Genomic DNA, 16,214 nt, shown 5'->3' with positions numbered 1-16,214 from the left:
CCTCATGTGTCGCCTTTTGTTTTTTAAGGCCAGGCAAAACCGCGCTGCAAGGTGCAAAAGAGCGGGATAAGTGTCGATGTTGTTTGAATATTCCACGCTTTGACCAAATGCTGAGCGAACACGCTTTTTTCTCCAAAAAAGTGTTTGACTAAAAATCCCTGTGAAGTATTATCAGCCCCGCAAACGGAGAGGTGGCCGAGAGGCTGAAGGCGCTCCCCTGCTAAGGGAGTATGCGGCTTATACCCGCATCGGGGGTTCGAATCCCCCCTTCTCCGCCATTTTGCGCCCGTAGCTCAGCTGGATAGAGTACCTGGCTACGAACCAGGTGGTCAGAGGTTCGAATCCTCTCGGGCGCACCATATTCGACTCTTTGGAGTCATGTGTTGACCATCAGCAAGTCAGCACTGAAAAAGGCTTACTGTTGAGTAAGCTTTTTTTATCGTTTGAAAACAGGGCGCCCGTAGCTCAGCTGGATAGAGTACCTGGCTACGAACCAGGTGGTCAGAGGTTCGAATCCTCTCGGGCGCACCATTTCAAACAAATACAATGATTTATGAGCGCCCGTAGCTCAGCTGGATAGAGTACCTGGCTACGAACCAGGTGGTCAGAGGTTCGAATCCTCTCGGGCGCACCATGTTTCAAGCAGTGCAACAATTTATGAGCGCCCGTAGCTCAGCTGGATAGAGTACCTGGCTACGAACCAGGTGGTCAGAGGTTCGAATCCTCTCGGGCGCACCATATCTCAAGCAGTGCTACAAGTTGTGAGCGCCCGTAGCTCAGTTGGATAGAGTACCTGGCTACGAACCAGGTGGTCAGAGGTTCGAATCCTCTCGGGCGCACCATACAGACAGCCTCGACTTCGGTCGGGGCTGTTTTTTTATGGGTATTTTTCACCCTCTACCATCTCGCTTGTTCCCGCTAATGGTACTGCAACGGCCTCTTCCCGGCTTGCTGCAATACCCGTATTCCCACTTCTTCCTGCCCGTTGCCCCTCGTTAGCCTACAGCGTCAAAACCTCGCTGTTTACAGTGGCTGATCTTGCGGGCGTTGATACTTGGTCACTACCGCCAAATGCCTTTAACGCGCTCCTGCGCGGTTTGGCTGCAATAAAAAAGGATGCCGCAGCATCCTTTTTCAGTAGGAGTGATTCACTCAGCTTTTCAGCCATTTGCGAATGCGGTTTGCATCGCCGACCGGGGTGCGCTTGCCCACCGAGTTGAGCAGCACGATGGCCAGCTCGCGGTTGTCCGGCTTGGCACGCATCACCAGGCAGCGGCCCGCTTCATCGGTAAAGCCGGTCTTGGAGAGGCGCACATCCCAATCCGGGTTTTTCACCAGCGGGTTGGTGTTGTTGAACATCAGGCTGTAGGCCGGGGTGCTGAAACGCATCTCGCGGTTCTCGTCCTGAGTGAACTGGCGGATCAGCGGCTGGCGATAGGCGGCAGCTACCAGCTTGGCCAGGTCCTGCGCGGTCGCGACGTTGCGGGTCGAGAGGCCGGTGGAGTCGTAGAAGTGGGTATTGCGCATGCCCAGCTGACGCGCCTTGTTGTTCATGGCGCGCACGAAGGCGCTGCGGCCGCCCGGGTAGTGGCGGCCGAGGGCGGAGGCCATCCGGTTTTCGGAGGACATCAGCGCCAGATGCAGGGCGTCGCGGCGGGTCACCTTGGTGCCCATGCGAATGCGTGAGTGGGTGTGCTTGACCCGGTCGATGTCATCCTTGTCGACCGTGATGATCTGATCCAGATTTTGTCGGGCTTCCAGCACCACCAGCGCCGTCATCAGCTTGGTGAGGGAGGCGATGGGACGGGCCTTGTTGGCATTCTTCTGATAAAGGGTCTTGCCCGAGTTGACGTCTACTACCAGTGCGCTTTCCGAGCGTACATCCAGCTTGGCAGGGCTGGGGGCGGCACTCGCCGCAGGCAATCCCAGCATTCCCATCAAGCCGACAACCAGCGCAACTGCGCGAATCCGACACCGCATACTACCGACTCCATTCCCATCGAAAAAAGGCGCTAGATTCACTCATTTTTGACCGGGCTTTACAAGGGGCGATCGAGACTATTTCTGCGCTTTGCGCAAAAGCGGAATCAAAAAAGCCCTCCATGGGAGGGCTCTTCGTGCAGGCATGGTCAGCCGGCGTCAGTTCTGGGTCCGTGTGGCCTTGCGCTTGCTGATCCAGCGCCAGATGAGGGCGATGACGCCACCTACCAGTAGCACCACCGGCAGGTAGATGATGACGCTGAGGAACTGGGACTGATATTCGGCCGCCAGTTTGGTGTGGCTCAGGTAGTAGCCGAAGCCCACCAGCGGGCAGATCCACATGATGGAGCTGATCAGATTGACGATGAGAAAGCGGCCCTGTGGCAGTTCGGTGGCGCCGACAATGTAGGGGTAGGCGGTGCGGACGAAGGCGATGTAGCGGGCGGTGATCAGGGTGATGATCCCGTACTTGTCCAGCAGGTAGTAAACCTTTTGCTGGTGCTTCTCTTCCACATGGGAGAGCAACCGGTGGTAGAGCTGGGTATGGCCGAGGAAGCGCCCCTGCATGTAGCCGAGCCAGGTGCCGACGAAGGTGGCCATGATCAGCAGCGGGATCACCCCGAAGGAGAGCACGTCCTGATAGATGAGGACGCCGGTCAGGATCAACAGGCTGTCGCCGGGCAGGAAAGCGGTGGGGATAAAGCCATTTTCCAATACCAGAAAGGTCAGTAAGACGGCGCAAACCATGAAGGCCATCTTGGGATCGGACAGGGTCACCAGATCCTGATGCATAAAGGCGTGAGCCAGTTGGTAAAACCGCTCCATACTTGCAAACTCCGCAGGTTAGCTGGGTTGATCGGTCAAGGGCATGGCGAGCACCTTGTCGATGCGCAGACCATCCATGTCAACAATTTCCAGTTGCCACTGTTCCAGGGTCACCAGATCGCCGGTGTGTGGAACACGACCAAGGAGCAGCATGATAAGCCCTCCGAGGGTGTGATAGTGATGTTTTTCTTCTTCCGGCAGGCGAACCAGCTCCAGACAGTCCTTCAACTCGGGCAGCGGGATCAGGCCATCGAGCAGCCAGCTGCCGTCGGCGCGCTGGAATGCCCAGTTGTCCTCGCCATCCTCCTGCTGGAAATCCCCGGCCAGTGCCTCCAGCAGATCCTGCTGGGTGACCAGCCCCTGCAGCTCGCCATACTCGTCCACCACCATCACCATCTGTTCGCTGTGGGTGCGGAAGTGGTTGAGCAGCTCGACCCCGTTGAGGGTCTCGGGCAGCAGGCTGCAATCCTGGGTCAGGGCCGCCAGATCGATGGGCTCCCCCTTGATATAGGCGTGCAGCACCTTGCTGACGTTGATGACCCCCACCAGATCCGACAGGCTGCCGTCGCAGACCGGAAAGAAGCTGTGACGATACTCCACCAGCCGTTGCAGGTTGGCCTCCAGCGGCAGCGCCAGATCCAGATAGCGGATATCGCTGCGCGGCACCATCAGGGAGGAGAGGCTGCGCTCGTCTAAACGAAACACGTTGCGCAGCATGGTGTGTTCGTGATCCTCGATCACCCCGGCTTCCGACCCCTCTACCAGCATGGCATGGATCTCCTCCTCGGTGACGTTGGCGTTGCCATTCTGGTTGACCCGCAGCAGGCGCAAGGTGGTGTTGGTGGATGCCGAGAGCAGCCAGACGAAGGGGCGGGTCATGATGGCAAGCCACAACATGGGGCGCGCCACCATACAGGCGATGCGCTCGGCGCTGAGCTGGCCAAGCCGCTTGGGCACCAGTTCACCGACCACGATGGAGAGGTAGGTTACTCCCACCACCACGATGACGGTGGCGATAAGTCCGCTGCTCTTGGGGGAGAGTCCCCACTCCTGCAGCCAGAGGGAGAAGGGCTGGGCCAGCAGGGATTCGCCATAGATACCGTTGAGCAGGCCGATGGAGGTGATGCCGATCTGCACGGCGGAGAGGAAATGAGTCGGGTTTTCGCCGAGTTTGAGTGCGATGGCCGCCGAGCGGCTTCCTTCATTGGCCAGCTTGCCAAGGCGCGCCTTGCGGGCGGTGACGATGGCGATTTCCGACATGGCGAAGAGGCCGTTAAGCAAGATCAATCCCAACAGGATCAACAGTTCCATACTGCAGCTGCACTCCTTGAGTAGAAAATATCGCTGGCAGTGTAATGAATTTGGCGGCGATGTGCTTGTGAAAGCGGGTGATCCTGCTCGCTAATTTGATCTCGCAGGGGCAGGGAGTGACGCGCGGGGATGAGAAAAGGGCGGGAGATCCCGCCCTTGGCATGATTGCAGAGTCCCCTGTCAGAACTGCTGGAAGTAGCGCTGGATCTGCTTGGGATCCTTGGTCTGGGTCAGGGAGAGCATCAGCAGCACCCGCGCCTTCTGCGGGTTGAGGGTCTCGGCGGCGACGAAGCCGTACTTGGCATCATCGATCTCGGCATCCAGAGTGGTGGAGCCGGTCGGTACGCGGGCGGAGCGCACGACCCGGATGCCGTCCTTGCTCGCTTTGGCCAGAGTATCGAACAGGGTGTGGTAGAGGTTGCCGTTACCCACCCCGGCGCTGACGATGCCGTCGAACTTGGCATCCACCATTGCCTTGGCCGGCAGATCGGTGGCGTTGGCGTAGCTGTAGACGATGCCAACCTGTGGCAGCTTGTCGAGCTTGCTCACATCAAACGGGGTCTTGCTGGTGTGCAGGCGAGCCGGACTGCGCTGATAGTCGATCTTGCCGTTGTGGATGTAGCCGAGCGGGCCGAAGTTGGGGGAGGCGAAGGTCTGCACCCCGGTGGTGTTGGTCTTGGTGACGTCGCGGGCATCGAGCACGGTGTCGTTCATCGCCACCATCACGCCACGCCCCTTGGAGGCGGGGTCAGAAGCGGTCACCACGGCGTTGTAGAGGTTCATCGGGCCGTCGGCGCTCATGGCGGTGGAGGGGCGCATGGCACCGACCAGCACCACCGGCTTGTCGCTCTTGACGGTCAGGTTGAGGAAGTAGGCAGTCTCTTCCATGGTGTCGGTGCCGTGGGTGATGACGATGCCATCCACATCATCCTTGGCCAGCAGCTCGTTGACCCGCTTGGCCAGCTTGAGCCACACCTCGTCGTTCATGTCCTGGGAGCCGATCTTCACCACCTGCTCACCCTGCACGTCGGCCACGTTTTTCATCTCGGGCACGGCGGCGATCAGGGTTTCGATGGCCACCTTGCCAGCCTCGTAGTTGGACTGGGTAGCGGACTGGCCTGCCCCGGCGATGGTGCCGCCGGTCGCCAGGATGTGCACGTTGGGCAGCGCCATGGCCATGGGGGAGAGGGTCAGGCCGACGACGGCGGCGAGCAGGGTCTTGCGGATCGGTAGGGTCATGCTGCAAATCCTTATGGTTGGAATAATCGCAGCCAGTTTGCCCAGATAACCATCAATATCTGTGATAAAACTCACCAAAAGACAGGTGAGTACAGATTTTTAACCTGTTTTATACCTCTATAGAGATAATTTAACTCGCAGAGAAACCCTTGGCTTCGATCAGGGCGATCAGCTCGGCCTTGCTCAGCTCGCTCTCGATGACGGCCTTGCTGTTGGCAAAGTCGACGGTTGCGGTGGTGACCGCAGGCTGGGCCAGCAGGGCTTTTTGCAGGCTGGCGGCGCAGCCACCACAGGACATGCCGGAGACGGTGAGTTCGATGGTCATAAATGCTCTCCTCGGTTGATATGGCACAAGGGTAAAGCTGCCGCCTCCGGCAAGGTCAAGCCGTCAGTACATAAGACCTAGGTAGTTCATCAGAGTCGCCCCGAGGCTGGTAGTAACCAGCGAGCCGAGGGTGGTGGTGGCGATGATGTTCGCGGCCAGCACGCTGTCGCCCCCCATGGCGCGGGTCATCACATAGCTGGCGGCGGCAGTCGGGGTGGCGCTGATAAGAAACAGAATGCCAAGCTCTAGATGGCTGAAGCCGAGCAGGGCAGCCCCCAGAGTGAACACCGCTGGAATGAGGCAGAGCCGCATCACGCTGGCCCAGCCGGTCAGCGCCGCCCCGCCGCGCAGTGCGCCGAGACTGAGGGAGGCACCGGTGCAGAGCAACGCCAGCGGCAGGGTCATGTTGGCGAAGTAGCCGCCAGTGGTGAGCAGCAGCTGCGGCATCTTGATGCCGAGCAGGCTGAAGGGCAGGGCCGCCACGATGGCGATGATGAGCGGATTCTTGATGATGCCGAGCAGGATGGGGCGGATGCCGGTGGCGCCGCCGAGGCTGCGGGTGAGGGTGATGACCGCGAGGATGTTGTAGAGCACGGTGACCGCGCCGACGTAGAGCGCTGCCGCCCCCAGCCCCTCGTGGCCATAGGCGTTTTGCACGTAGGCGAGCCCTATGATGGCGCTGTTGCCGCGAAAACTCCCCTGCACGAAGATGCCGCGCAGTCGCTGCTCGCTGATAAAGCGGCCCGCCAGCAGCTCCAGCACCAGATAGCTGGCGACGGTGGCGAGCAGGCCGTAACCGATAAACCAGGGGCTCGGCATGGTGGCGAAGTTGGTGCCAAGAATGCTGAGAAAGAGCAGGGCGGGCAGGGTGACCTGAAACACCAGCCGGGAGGCGGATTCGGTGAAGGGCTCCGGCAGCAGCCCCAGCCGTTTGAGCCAGATGCCGAGCAGCAGGATCACGCAGATGGGGCCTGTGATGGAGAGGGAGAAGAGCAGACTGGCCAGCAGATCCATGGTGGGCGTCCTCCTGATGCGCCGTCCGAAGCGGGGCAAAAAGGGCATTCTAACGCCATGGGCTTGTATTCACAGGGGTTAATCACAACAATGTGGGCAATTTCCACCGCCTGCGCCAAACCCCAGTGAGTCAATCCATGGACAAGAAACTGACCATCCTCGATATCGCCCGCCTCTCGGGGGTCGGCAAGTCGACTGTCTCCCGGGTGATCAATCAGGATCCCAAGGTGAAGCAGGAGACCCGCGAGCGGGTGGAGCAGATCATCGCCGAGCATGGCTTCGTGCCGAGCAAGTCGGCGCGAGCCATGCGCAGCCAGAGCCAGCAGGTGGTGGGGATCATCGTCTCGCGGCTCGACTCCAGCTCGGAGAATCAGGCGGTGCGCGGCATGCTGGAGACACTCTACCAGCGCGGCTACGACGCCGTGCTGATGGAGAGCAAGTTCTCCCCCGCCAAGGTACAGGAGCATCTGGCGGTGCTGGAGCGGCGCGGAGTGGATGGCATCATCCTGTTCGCCTTCAACGATTTGGACTATGCCGCCATGGCGCCGCTCAGGGATAAGCTGGTGCTGGTTGCCCGCGAATATCCCGGTTTCTCCTCGGTTTGCTTTGACGATGCCGGCGCGGTGCGTACCATGCTGGGCCAGCTTGCTGCCCGCGGTATCCGCGACATCGCCTATCTGGGGGTGGATACTGCCGACCTCACCACCGGCCAGCGTCGGCTCGACGCCTACCTCGGCTACTGCGCCGAACAGGGGCTGGCGGCGCGTAGCGTCCTCGGCGATCTCAGCCTGCAGAGCGGCTACCGGTTGGCTGCCGAGCTGCTTACCCCGACCACCGGCGCGCTGGTCTGCGCCAGCGACACCCTCGCCATCGGCGCGGCGAAATACCTGCAGGAGCAGGGGCGTAGCGAGGTGCTGGTGACCGGCCTTGGCAACAACCCCATGTTCACCTTCCTCTTCCCCAACGCCCTCACTCTGGATCTCGGTTACAAGGGAGCGGGGGAGCAGGCGGCGCGGCAGCTGCTCGGCCAGATCGAGCAGGAGCAGCCGCCGCTGGCGACCATAGCCCCCTGCCGTACCCTGTGACCCCCATCACTCCGGACTGAACAAAAAACGCGCTTTTTGTGACGCTGGCCACGATTTGGGAACGTTCCCATTTTGATCTGGCGAGATTGTCGGCATGCTAAATGGGAACGATACCAAAAACGCTCGAGCCCAAAGAGTGGCTCGCAAGGGCGATGCAGACCACTATTCAATGGCGTCACAGAGGGAAGACCCATGTCCAAGATCAACGCACAGCAGCTTGCCACCCTGATCGACAAGATCGGCGGCAAGGAGAACATCGCCACCGTCAGCCACTGCCTGACCCGGTTGCGCTTCGTCCTGAACGATCCGGCCAAGGCCGATAGCAAGGCCATCGAAACCATCCCGGCGGTGAAGGGAAGCTTCACCCAGGGCGGTCAGTTCCAGGTGGTCATCGGCAACGAGGTGGAGCAGTGGTACAAGGCGCTGACCGAACAGCTCGGCGTCAGCGGTGGCAGCAAGGAGGCAGCCAAGCAGGCGGCGCGCCAGAACATGAATCCGCTGGAGCGGGGCATCTCCCATCTGGCGGAGATCTTCGTGCCGCTGCTGCCCGCCATCATCACCGGCGGTCTGATCCTGGGCTTTCGCAACGTCATCGGCGACATCAAGATGTTCGACGATGGCACTCACACCCTCACCGAGATCAGCCAGTTCTGGGCTCAGGTGCACGCCTTCCTCTGGCTGCTGGGCGAAGCGATCTTCCACTTCCTGCCGGTGGGTGTTTGCTGGTCTGCGGTGAAGAAGATGGGCGGCTCCGAGATCCTCGGTATCGTGCTCGGTATCACGCTGGTGTCGCCGCAGTTGATGAACGCCTACGGCATCGGCCAGCAGACTCCCGAGGTGTGGGACTTCGGTCTGTTCGTGATCCAGAAGGTGGGTTATCAGGCGCAGGTCATTCCGGCCCTGCTGGCTGGTGTGTTCCTCGCCTGGGTAGAGACCAACCTCAAGCGGATCATTCCGGCCTATCTCTATCTGGTGATTGTGCCGTTTGTCTCGCTGCTGCTGGCGGTGATCGTGGCTCACGCCTTTATCGGCCCGTTCGGCCGCTGGATTGGTGACGGTGTCGGCTTCGCTGCCAAGGCCGCCATGACCGGATCCTTCGCTCCCATCGGTGCCGCCCTGTTCGGTTTCCTCTACGCGCCTCTGGTCATCACCGGCATCCACCACACCACCAACGCGGTGGATCTGCAGCTGATGCAGAGCATGGGTGGCACCCCGATTTGGCCGCTGATCGCCCTCTCCAACATCGCCCAGGCTTCTGCGGTCGTCGGCATCATTCTGATTAGCCGCAAGGAGAACGAACGGGAGATCTCGGTGCCTGCCGCCATCTCCGCCTATCTCGGGGTGACCGAACCGGCCATGTACGGTATCAACCTCAAGTACAAGTTCCCCATGCTGTGCGCCATGGTGGGCTCCAGCCTTGCAGCCCTCATCTGCGGTTTCGCCGGGGTGATGGCCAACGGTATCGGGGTAGGCGGCCTGCCGGGCATCCTCTCTATCCAGCCGCAATACTGGGCCGTTTACTCCCTCGCCATGCTGGTCGCCATCGTAGTGCCGGTGGTGCTGACCCTGCTGGTCTACAAGCGCCAGCAAGCGGCCGGCAAGCTGGCCGAAGCCAGCGCCTGAATCTGATTGTCAGGGCGACCTTGTGGGTCGCCCTCTCCCTTTTCAATTTGTGACAAGAGAAAGAGCCATGAGCCAAACACCCTGGTGGCAGAGCGCCGTGATTTACCAGATCTATCCCAAGAGCTTTCAGGATTCCGCTGCCCGTGGCACCGGCGATCTCAAGGGGATCATGGCCCGCCTCGACTACCTCAAGACGTTGGGGGTCGATGCCCTCTGGCTGACCCCGGTCTACGTCTCGCCGCAGGTGGACAACGGCTACGACATCGCCGACTACTACGCCATCGACCCCGCCTACGGCAACATGGCCGACTTCGAGGCGCTGCTGGCCGCCGCCCACGCGCGCGACATCCGCATTGTGATGGATATCGTGGTCAACCACACCTCCACCGAGCACGCCTGGTTCAAGTCGGCGCTGGGGGATAAAAACAGCCCCTACCGTGACTACTACATCTGGCGCGATCCGGTGGATGGAGGCGTGCCCAACAACTGGCAATCCAAGTTTGGCGGCAGCGCCTGGGAGCTGGACTCAGCCACCGGTCAGTACTACCTGCACCTGTTTGCCCGCGAGCAGGCGGATCTCAACTGGGAAAATCCGGCAGTGCGCGCCGAGGTGAAAAACATCATTCACTTCTGGGCGAAGAAGGGGGTGGACGGGTTCCGCCTCGACGTCATCAACCTTATCTCCAAGGATCAGGCGTTCCCGAACGACGAGATTGGCGATGGCCGCCGCTTCTACACCGACGGGCCGCGCATCCACGAATTCCTGCAGGATGTGAGCCGCGACGTGTTTGCTCCTGTCGGCGCCATGACGGTGGGGGAGATGTCCTCCACTTCGCTGGAGCATTGCCAGCGCTATGGCGCCCTCGATGGCTCCGAGCTCTCCATGGTGTTCAACTTCCACCACCTCAAGGTGGATTACCCCAACGGCGACAAGTGGACCAAGGCACCGTTCGATTTCCTCGAACTCAAGCGCATCTTCAACCACTGGCAGAGCGGTATGCACGGCAAGGGGTGGTCGGCGTTGTTCTGGTGCAACCATGATCAGCCGCGCATCGTCTCCCGTTTCGGCGATGAGGGCGAGCATAGGGTAGTGGCCGCCAAGATGCTGGCCAGCACGCTGCACGGCCTGCAAGGCACCCCCTACATCTATCAGGGGGAGGAGATCGGCATGACCAACCCCGGCTATCAGCGCATCGATGACTATCAGGATGTGGAGAGCCGCAACATCTTCGCCATCAAGCAGGCCGAAGGGATGAGCGAGGCCGAGATCCTGGCCATTCTCGGTGCCAAGTCCCGCGACAACTCGCGCACCCCGATGCAGTGGAGCGCCGCCCCCAATGCCGGTTTCACCAACGGGACGCCTTGGCTCAAGCCAGCCGCCAACTATTCCGAGATCAATGCCGAGGCGGCACTGGCCGACCAGAACTCGGTGTTCTGGCACTATCGGGATCTCATCGCCCTGCGCAAGGCGCACCCCATCTTCACGCAGGGGGATTATCAGGAGCTGCTGACCGGGCACCCGCAGATCTGGGCCTATGCCCGCCGCGCCAACGGTCAGACCCTGCTTGTGGTGAGCAACTTCTACGGCGAGCCGGTTGAGTTTGCCTTGCCTGCCGAGCTGCAAAGCGGGCAAGGTCGGCTGCTGCTCGGCAACTACCCCGATAGCCCGGCCCAACCGCAATCGGGTATGCTGCGCCCTTATGAATCCCTGATCTGGCTGATGGAGTAGGTAATGGAGAAGGTGGTGCGCGGTGCCGAGTGGCAGAAGATGGTGGCGGGGGAGCCTTATGATGCGGGCGACCCAGAGCTCAAAGCGGCGCGCGAGCGCTGCCGCAGGCTCTATCACACCTTCAACACCAGCTGGCAGGAGAAACCGGCGCGGGATGCTTTGTTGCACAACCTGCTCGGTAGCCGCGGCCAGGAGTGCGCCATCAATCCGCCGTTCTTCTGCGACTATGGTGCCAACATCTTCGTCGGCGAGAACTTCTACGCCAACGTGGGCTGCACCATCCTCGACGTCTGCGAGGTGCACATCGGCGACAACGTGCTGCTGGCGCCCGGGGTGCAGATCTACACCGCCGCTCACCCGGTGGCGGTGGCGCCGCGCATCAAGGGGGTCGAGTTCGGCAAGCCGGTACGGATCGGTCACAACGTCTGGATTGGCGGCAGCACGGTTATCTGTCCCGGCGTCACCATCGGTGACAACAGCGTCATCGGCGCCGGTTCGGTAGTGACCAAAGATGTGCCCGCCAATGTGGTGGCGGCCGGTAACCCCTGTCGGGTATTGCGGGCGATGACGGCGGAGGAGCTCGCGGGCCTCGAATAGGCATTTTCGAGGGGCTTGGCAGCACTTTTTATCATTTATTTTTCAAATGATATGGCCACCATCATTTGATTATCGAATGGCTGATAACCCCTCACAGCGCCCAGCTGGCGCGGTTTTTGGGTGATTTATCCCTTCCGCAGCGTTCGCCCGATCGACATGCAACCGGGCCCCGGTTCGGATTATTGTCCATTGATTGCTCATGTCTGGCCGAGGGCGGCCGATACTCTTTGATGCAGGAGGTAACCTATGGACATATCCAGCTCTGCAAATGCGTCGTTCGGTTCTGCGTTGATGGCGGCCAGTCTGGCCAAAAAACAGCAGACCCAAGAGGGCGAATCCGCACTGAAATTGCTGCAAACCGCAGCGCAATCCGCTCCGGCTGCGCCGACATCGGCCAGCGCTTCCCTCGGAAGCAATATCGATATCCGCGTCTGAGCGATAAAAAAGCCCCCATCTCTCGATGGGGGCTTTCTTTTTATTGGGCTGTTACTACCTGTCAGGCTCAGACCGGGAAAGGGGCTGGTGCCTCGAAGGTCATCCGCTCGCCGCTGCGGGGGTGGCTGATGGTCAGACTGGCCGCATGCAGATAAAGGTGCGGTGCCGCCGCCAGCGCATCCGGGTTGGCGTAGAGGTTATCGCCGAGGATGGGATGACCCAGCTCCAGCATATGAACCCGCAGCTGATGGGAGCGACCGGTAATCGGGGTCAGCTTGATCAGGCTGTTGCCATTCTCCACCTTCAGCTTCTGCCACAGGGTCAGGGCATGGCGCCCCTCCTCGTGGTCAACTTTCTGTTTCGGGCGGTTGGGCCAGTCGACGCAGAGCGGCAGGTCCACTTCACCCGCATCCTGTTCCGGTTCACCCCACACCCAGGCGAGGTAGTGCTTCTCGGTCTCCCGCTCGCGGAATTGCCGGCTCAGCTCCCGGTGGGAGTTGGGATTGAGCGGGATCACCAGCACGCCGGTGGTCGCCATATCGAGGCGATGGGCGGCTGCCGCTTTGGGGTGTTGCTGCTTGACCCGATGGAGCACGCTGTCTTCGTTCTCGGGGCCGCGCCCGGGGACGCTCAGCAGGCCAGTGGGCTTGTTGACCACCATGATGTCCTTGTCCTTGAACAGGATATCGAGCCAGGGTTCCAGGGGCGGTGAGTATACAAACATAGCGTCTCGCATCTTTGGTCAAAGCGGGGGCAAGCCCCCATCAGTTATGGGTTACCACGATAAAAAGTGCATGGCAGCCAACTTGCGTTGGGTTTGGCCATTTCACCGTTTTATCAGTTATGGGTCACCACAATAAAGCGGATGGCATCCAGCTTGAGCTGGGTCTGGTCGATCAGGTGGTGCAATTCTGCCTGCAGATTGCGCAGATATTCCAGCTCGCTATCGCGCACGTTCGGGTTGACCGCCTTGAGCGCCTCCAGACGATCGAGATCCTGCTGCAGGGTCTGCGCCATCTGGGCGCGGGCCTTGTCGACAATCCCGGCCTTCAGCTCTTCGGCAATCGCCTGACCCTGGCCAATCAGACCATGGATCACCGGCTGGGACGCAGTCACCAGCTTGCTGCCGAGGTGGCGGTTGACCGGCGTCAGCTGACGGTTGAAGGCATCGAACGCCACCTTCTCGCCGAGATTGTTGCCGTTCTTGTCCATCAGCAGGCGGATCGGTGTCGGCGGCATGAAGCGGTAGAGCTGGGGATGAGCCGCAGACTCGGCGACGAAGATCAGTTCCAGCAGGATGGAACCGACCGGCAGCGCCTTGTTCTTGAGCAGGGCGACCGAGGTGGCACCGATCTCGGAGCCGAGGATCAGGTCGATACCGCCGCGCATCATGGGGTGATCCCAGGAGAGGAACGACATATCGTCCCGCGACAGGGCAGTGGTGCGGTCGAAGGTGATGGTCATGCCGTCTTGCGGCAGCCCCGGGAAGCTGGGCACCAGCATGTGATCGCCCGGCATCAGCACCAGCGCGTTCTCGCCGCGATCATCCTGATTGACGCCGATCTCGTCGAACATCTTGAGGGCGAAGGAGATCATGCCGGTGTCGTCATCTTCGGCGGCCAGCTTCTCGACCAGCTGTTTGGCAGCTTCGCCACCGCTGGAGTGGATCTCCAGCAGACGATCGCGGCCCTGTTCCAGCTTGGCCTTGAGCGGCTCGTGCAGTTCGCAGGTGCGGGTCAGCAGTGCTTCGAGTGTCGCCTGATCACCGGTGTTGGCGGCCAGCAGCTCGAACAGCTCGTCACGCACCGCTTCGAATACCGGACGAGCGGTCGGGCAGGTCTGCTCGAACGCGTCCAGACCATCGTGATACCAGAGCTGCAGGGCGCGCTGGGAGGTACCCTCCAGATAGGGAACGTGGATTTCGACGGTGTTCTGCTGACCGATACGATCGAGACGGCCGATCCGCTGCTCCAGCAGATCCGGGTTAAGAGGCAGATCGAACAACACCAGATGGCTGGCAAACTGGAAGTTGCGACCTTCGGAGCCGATCTCGGAGCAGAGCAGCACCTGGGCGCCACCCTCAGCTTGAGCGAAATAGGCGGAGGCCTTGTCCCGCTCGAGGATGGACATCCCCTCGTGGAACACGGCGGCGCGGATCCCCTCACGGGTGCGTACGGCCTCTTCCAGCGCGATGGCGGTGGCCGCTTCGGAGCAGATCACCAGCACCTTCTGCTGACGGGCAGAGATCAGCAGCTCCAGCAGCCAGTCAACGCGCGGGTCAAACTGGGTCCAGCTGGCGCTGTCGCCTTCAAACTGCTGGAAGATTTTCTCGGGGTAGAGGTAGCGCAGGGCGCGGGTCTGCAGATCGCCGCCATTGCCACCCATCATGCCCATCACCTTGATGGCGGTCTTGTACTGCTCCGGCAGCGGCATGGGGTAGACGTTGAGATGACGCTCGGGGAAGCCCTGAATGTTGGCGCGGCTGTTGCGGAACAGGACGCGACCGGTGCCGTGCTGATCCAGCAGCTTGGCGACCGCCTGTTGACGGGCGGTGGCATCGCCGAGATCCAGACCGGTCAGTTGATCGGCCAGGATGGCTTTGGCGTTGTCGCTCAGCGTCTCGCCATCCAGCAGCTCTTGCGCGGCGCTGGCGACCTGACCATAGGCCTGCTCCTCGGCGAGGAAGGCGTCGTAGTCGTAGAAACGCTCTGGATCGAGCAGGCGCAGACGGGCAAAGTGGCTCTGGTGGCCCAGCTGATCCGGAGTCGCGGTCAGCAGCAGCACGCCCGGCACCTGTTCGGCCAGCGCTTCCACCATTTCATAGGCTCTGCTCGGCGCCTCTTCGCTCCACTCCAGATGGTGTGCTTCATCGACAACCAGCAGATCCCACTCGGCCTCCAGCACCTGCTCGAAGCGACGACGCTTCTTGCGCAGGAAGTCGAGGCTGCAGATCACCAGCTGTTCGGTCTCGAAGGGGTTTTCCGCATCGGCGAACGCCTCGATGCAGCGCTCCTCGTCAAACAGGGAGAAGTGCAGGTTGAAACGGCGCAGCATCTCGACCAGCCACTGATGCTGGAGCGTTTCGGGCAGCAGGATCAGCACCCGATGGGCGCGGCCGGAGAGCAACTGCTGATGAATGATCATGCCAGCTTCGATGGTCTTGCCCAGACCCACCTCATCGGCCAGCAGTACGCGCGGGGCGTAGCGGTGACCCACCTCGTGGGCAATATAGAGCTGGTGCGGGATCAGGCTGACCCGGCCACCGGCCAGACCGCGGGTCGGATTGCGACGACGCTTGTGCTGGTTGACCAGCGCCTCGTAGCGCAGGGTAAAACGGGACATCCGATCGATCTGACCGGCGAACAGGCGATCCTGCGGTTTGTTGAACTTGATAAAGTTGTTGAGAAACACTTCCTTGAGGACAACCGGCTCATCATTGTCGGTGCGAACACCTACATATATAAGCAGGCCATCTTTCTCCTGCACTTCGTCGACCGTCATGGTCCAGTCTTCGTGACTGGCAATCTGATCGCCCACATTGAAGCTGACCCGGGTCACCGGCGCCTCTTCTTTGGCATACATGCGGTTTTCACCGGTAGCCGGGAACAACAGGGTAACCATGCGTCCTTCAACAGCAACGACAGTCCCCAAACCAAGATCCGTCTCTGTATCACTAATCCAACGCTGGCCAAGTGCAAAAGGCATTAAACTCTCCAAAGCCCAAGAGTGTGTGAATCGCAAAGGGGCGCTATGTTACCCGAAGGAGTGACCTCGATCACCAAGGATATAGAGGGATGAGATCAAATCATGATGGCCCTGATTTGTCGCAGAGAAGGCACTAAAGAAGATAGTCGCAGGCGACTGTGGTGGGCTGTTTCGTGGAATAAATCATCGTTTCGAACAATAAGTAAGCGGTTGCGCGAAAAAGACGAATTTAATGCAAAAACACCCTTGCCAACGTGATCAGGATCCCTATAATGCGCCTCCATCGACACGGCAAGCGGCAACGCAAACGGCCGGGTCGGTAACCTTGAAAAGCCTTTGCAAATAA

General features: G+C 60.5%; 14 protein-coding genes and 6 tRNA genes. 11 read left to right on the top strand and 9 right to left on the bottom strand.

From position 1 onward, the window contains the following. Window positions 1–185 precede the first annotated feature (185 nt). The 6 genes from AACR93_RS02190 (at window position 186) to AACR93_RS02165 (ending at window position 842) form a co-directional block, all read left to right on the top strand. Window positions 186–278, top strand: a tRNA-Ser gene (locus AACR93_RS02190). A 4-nt stretch (window positions 279–282) separates the two neighbouring features. Then, window positions 283–359 (top strand) — tRNA-Arg (locus AACR93_RS02185). Between the two features lie 95 nt (window positions 360–454). Continuing rightward, window positions 455–531, top strand: a tRNA-Arg gene (locus AACR93_RS02180). Window positions 532–557: 26 nt separating this feature from the next. Continuing rightward, window positions 558–634 (top strand) — tRNA-Arg (locus AACR93_RS02175). 27 nt (window positions 635–661) lie between these two features. Beyond that, window positions 662–738 (top strand) — tRNA-Arg (locus tag AACR93_RS02170). 27 nt (window positions 739–765) lie between these two features. Continuing rightward, window positions 766–842, top strand: a tRNA-Arg gene (locus AACR93_RS02165). Between the two features lie 310 nt (window positions 843–1,152). Here the strand turns inward: AACR93_RS02165 and pbpG are convergent. The 6 genes from pbpG to AACR93_RS02135 all read right to left on the bottom strand — a co-directional run bounded on the left by pbpG (window position 1,153) and on the right by AACR93_RS02135 (window position 6,694). Continuing rightward, window positions 1,153–1,980 (bottom strand): D-alanyl-D-alanine endopeptidase, encoded by an 828-nt coding sequence (pbpG, locus tag AACR93_RS02160; RefSeq protein ID WP_033115932.1) that lies wholly within the window; start codon window positions 1,978–1,980, stop codon window positions 1,153–1,155. 159 nt (window positions 1,981–2,139) lie between these two features. After that, complete coding sequence (locus tag AACR93_RS02155; protein ID WP_043852223.1) at window positions 2,140–2,805, bottom strand: DedA family protein; 666 nt, start codon at window positions 2,803–2,805, stop codon at window positions 2,140–2,142. Between the two features lie 18 nt (window positions 2,806–2,823). Further along, on the bottom strand, window positions 2,824–4,116 hold the full coding sequence (locus AACR93_RS02150; RefSeq protein WP_033115934.1) for a hemolysin family protein: 1,293 nt from the start codon (window positions 4,114–4,116) through the stop codon (window positions 2,824–2,826). A 180-nt stretch (window positions 4,117–4,296) separates the two neighbouring features. Continuing rightward, the gene (gene ansB / locus AACR93_RS02145) at window positions 4,297–5,355 is read right to left on the bottom strand and encodes an L-asparaginase 2 (protein ID WP_041210891.1); all 1,059 of its coding nucleotides are present in this window, start codon (window positions 5,353–5,355) and stop codon (window positions 4,297–4,299) included. Window positions 5,356–5,485: 130 nt separating this feature from the next. Further along, window positions 5,486–5,680: a heavy-metal-associated domain-containing protein gene (locus AACR93_RS02140; protein WP_041210890.1), complete on the bottom strand. Its 195-nt coding sequence runs from the start codon at window positions 5,678–5,680 to the stop codon at window positions 5,486–5,488. Between the two features lie 63 nt (window positions 5,681–5,743). Then, window positions 5,744–6,694: an AEC family transporter gene (locus AACR93_RS02135; RefSeq protein WP_043852222.1), complete on the bottom strand. Its 951-nt coding sequence runs from the start codon at window positions 6,692–6,694 to the stop codon at window positions 5,744–5,746. 137 nt (window positions 6,695–6,831) lie between these two features. On the opposite strand from AACR93_RS02135, the gene treR reads away from it, so the two are divergent. From treR to AACR93_RS02110, 5 genes are all read left to right on the top strand, one after another. Continuing rightward, on the top strand, window positions 6,832–7,779 hold the full coding sequence (treR, locus tag AACR93_RS02130; protein ID WP_043852221.1) for a trehalose operon repressor TreR: 948 nt from the start codon (window positions 6,832–6,834) through the stop codon (window positions 7,777–7,779). A gap of 192 nt (window positions 7,780–7,971) precedes the next feature. Next, window positions 7,972–9,402 carry a PTS trehalose transporter subunit IIBC gene (gene treB, locus AACR93_RS02125; RefSeq protein ID WP_043852220.1) on the top strand — a complete coding sequence of 477 codons (1,431 nt, stop codon included), beginning with the start codon at window positions 7,972–7,974 and terminating at the stop codon, window positions 9,400–9,402. Window positions 9,403–9,469: 67 nt separating this feature from the next. Then, complete coding sequence (gene treC / locus AACR93_RS02120) at window positions 9,470–11,131, top strand: alpha,alpha-phosphotrehalase (protein ID WP_043852219.1); 1,662 nt, start codon at window positions 9,470–9,472, stop codon at window positions 11,129–11,131. 3 nt (window positions 11,132–11,134) lie between these two features. Next, window positions 11,135–11,728, top strand: a complete 594-nt coding sequence (locus AACR93_RS02115; protein ID WP_043852218.1) for a sugar O-acetyltransferase — start codon at window positions 11,135–11,137, stop codon at window positions 11,726–11,728. Window positions 11,729–11,974: 246 nt separating this feature from the next. Further along, window positions 11,975–12,163, top strand: coding sequence for a hypothetical protein (locus AACR93_RS02110; RefSeq protein WP_019446232.1), 189 nt, complete (start codon window positions 11,975–11,977; stop codon window positions 12,161–12,163). Window positions 12,164–12,230: 67 nt separating this feature from the next. On the opposite strand, the gene rluA is transcribed toward AACR93_RS02110, so the two are convergent. The 3 genes from rluA to AACR93_RS02095 all read right to left on the bottom strand — a co-directional run. Continuing rightward, the gene (rluA, locus tag AACR93_RS02105; RefSeq protein WP_043852217.1) at window positions 12,231–12,887 is read right to left on the bottom strand and encodes a bifunctional tRNA pseudouridine(32) synthase/23S rRNA pseudouridine(746) synthase RluA; all 657 of its coding nucleotides are present in this window, start codon (window positions 12,885–12,887) and stop codon (window positions 12,231–12,233) included. Between the two features lie 113 nt (window positions 12,888–13,000). Continuing rightward, the gene (rapA, locus tag AACR93_RS02100; RefSeq protein ID WP_043852216.1) at window positions 13,001–15,868 is read right to left on the bottom strand and encodes an RNA polymerase-associated protein RapA; all 2,868 of its coding nucleotides are present in this window, start codon (window positions 15,866–15,868) and stop codon (window positions 13,001–13,003) included. A gap of 95 nt (window positions 15,869–15,963) precedes the next feature. Then, on the bottom strand, window positions 15,964–16,214 hold a 251-nt coding region (locus AACR93_RS02095; RefSeq protein WP_231557007.1), incomplete at its 5' end, for a hypothetical protein.

This window comes from Aeromonas sp. L_1B5_3 (assembly GCF_963866575.1).
Lineage (GTDB): Bacteria > Pseudomonadota > Gammaproteobacteria > Enterobacterales > Aeromonadaceae > Aeromonas > Aeromonas jandaei.
Note: the sequence above shows the minus strand (reverse complement) of the source record. Positions and strands in the feature narration are given on the sequence as shown.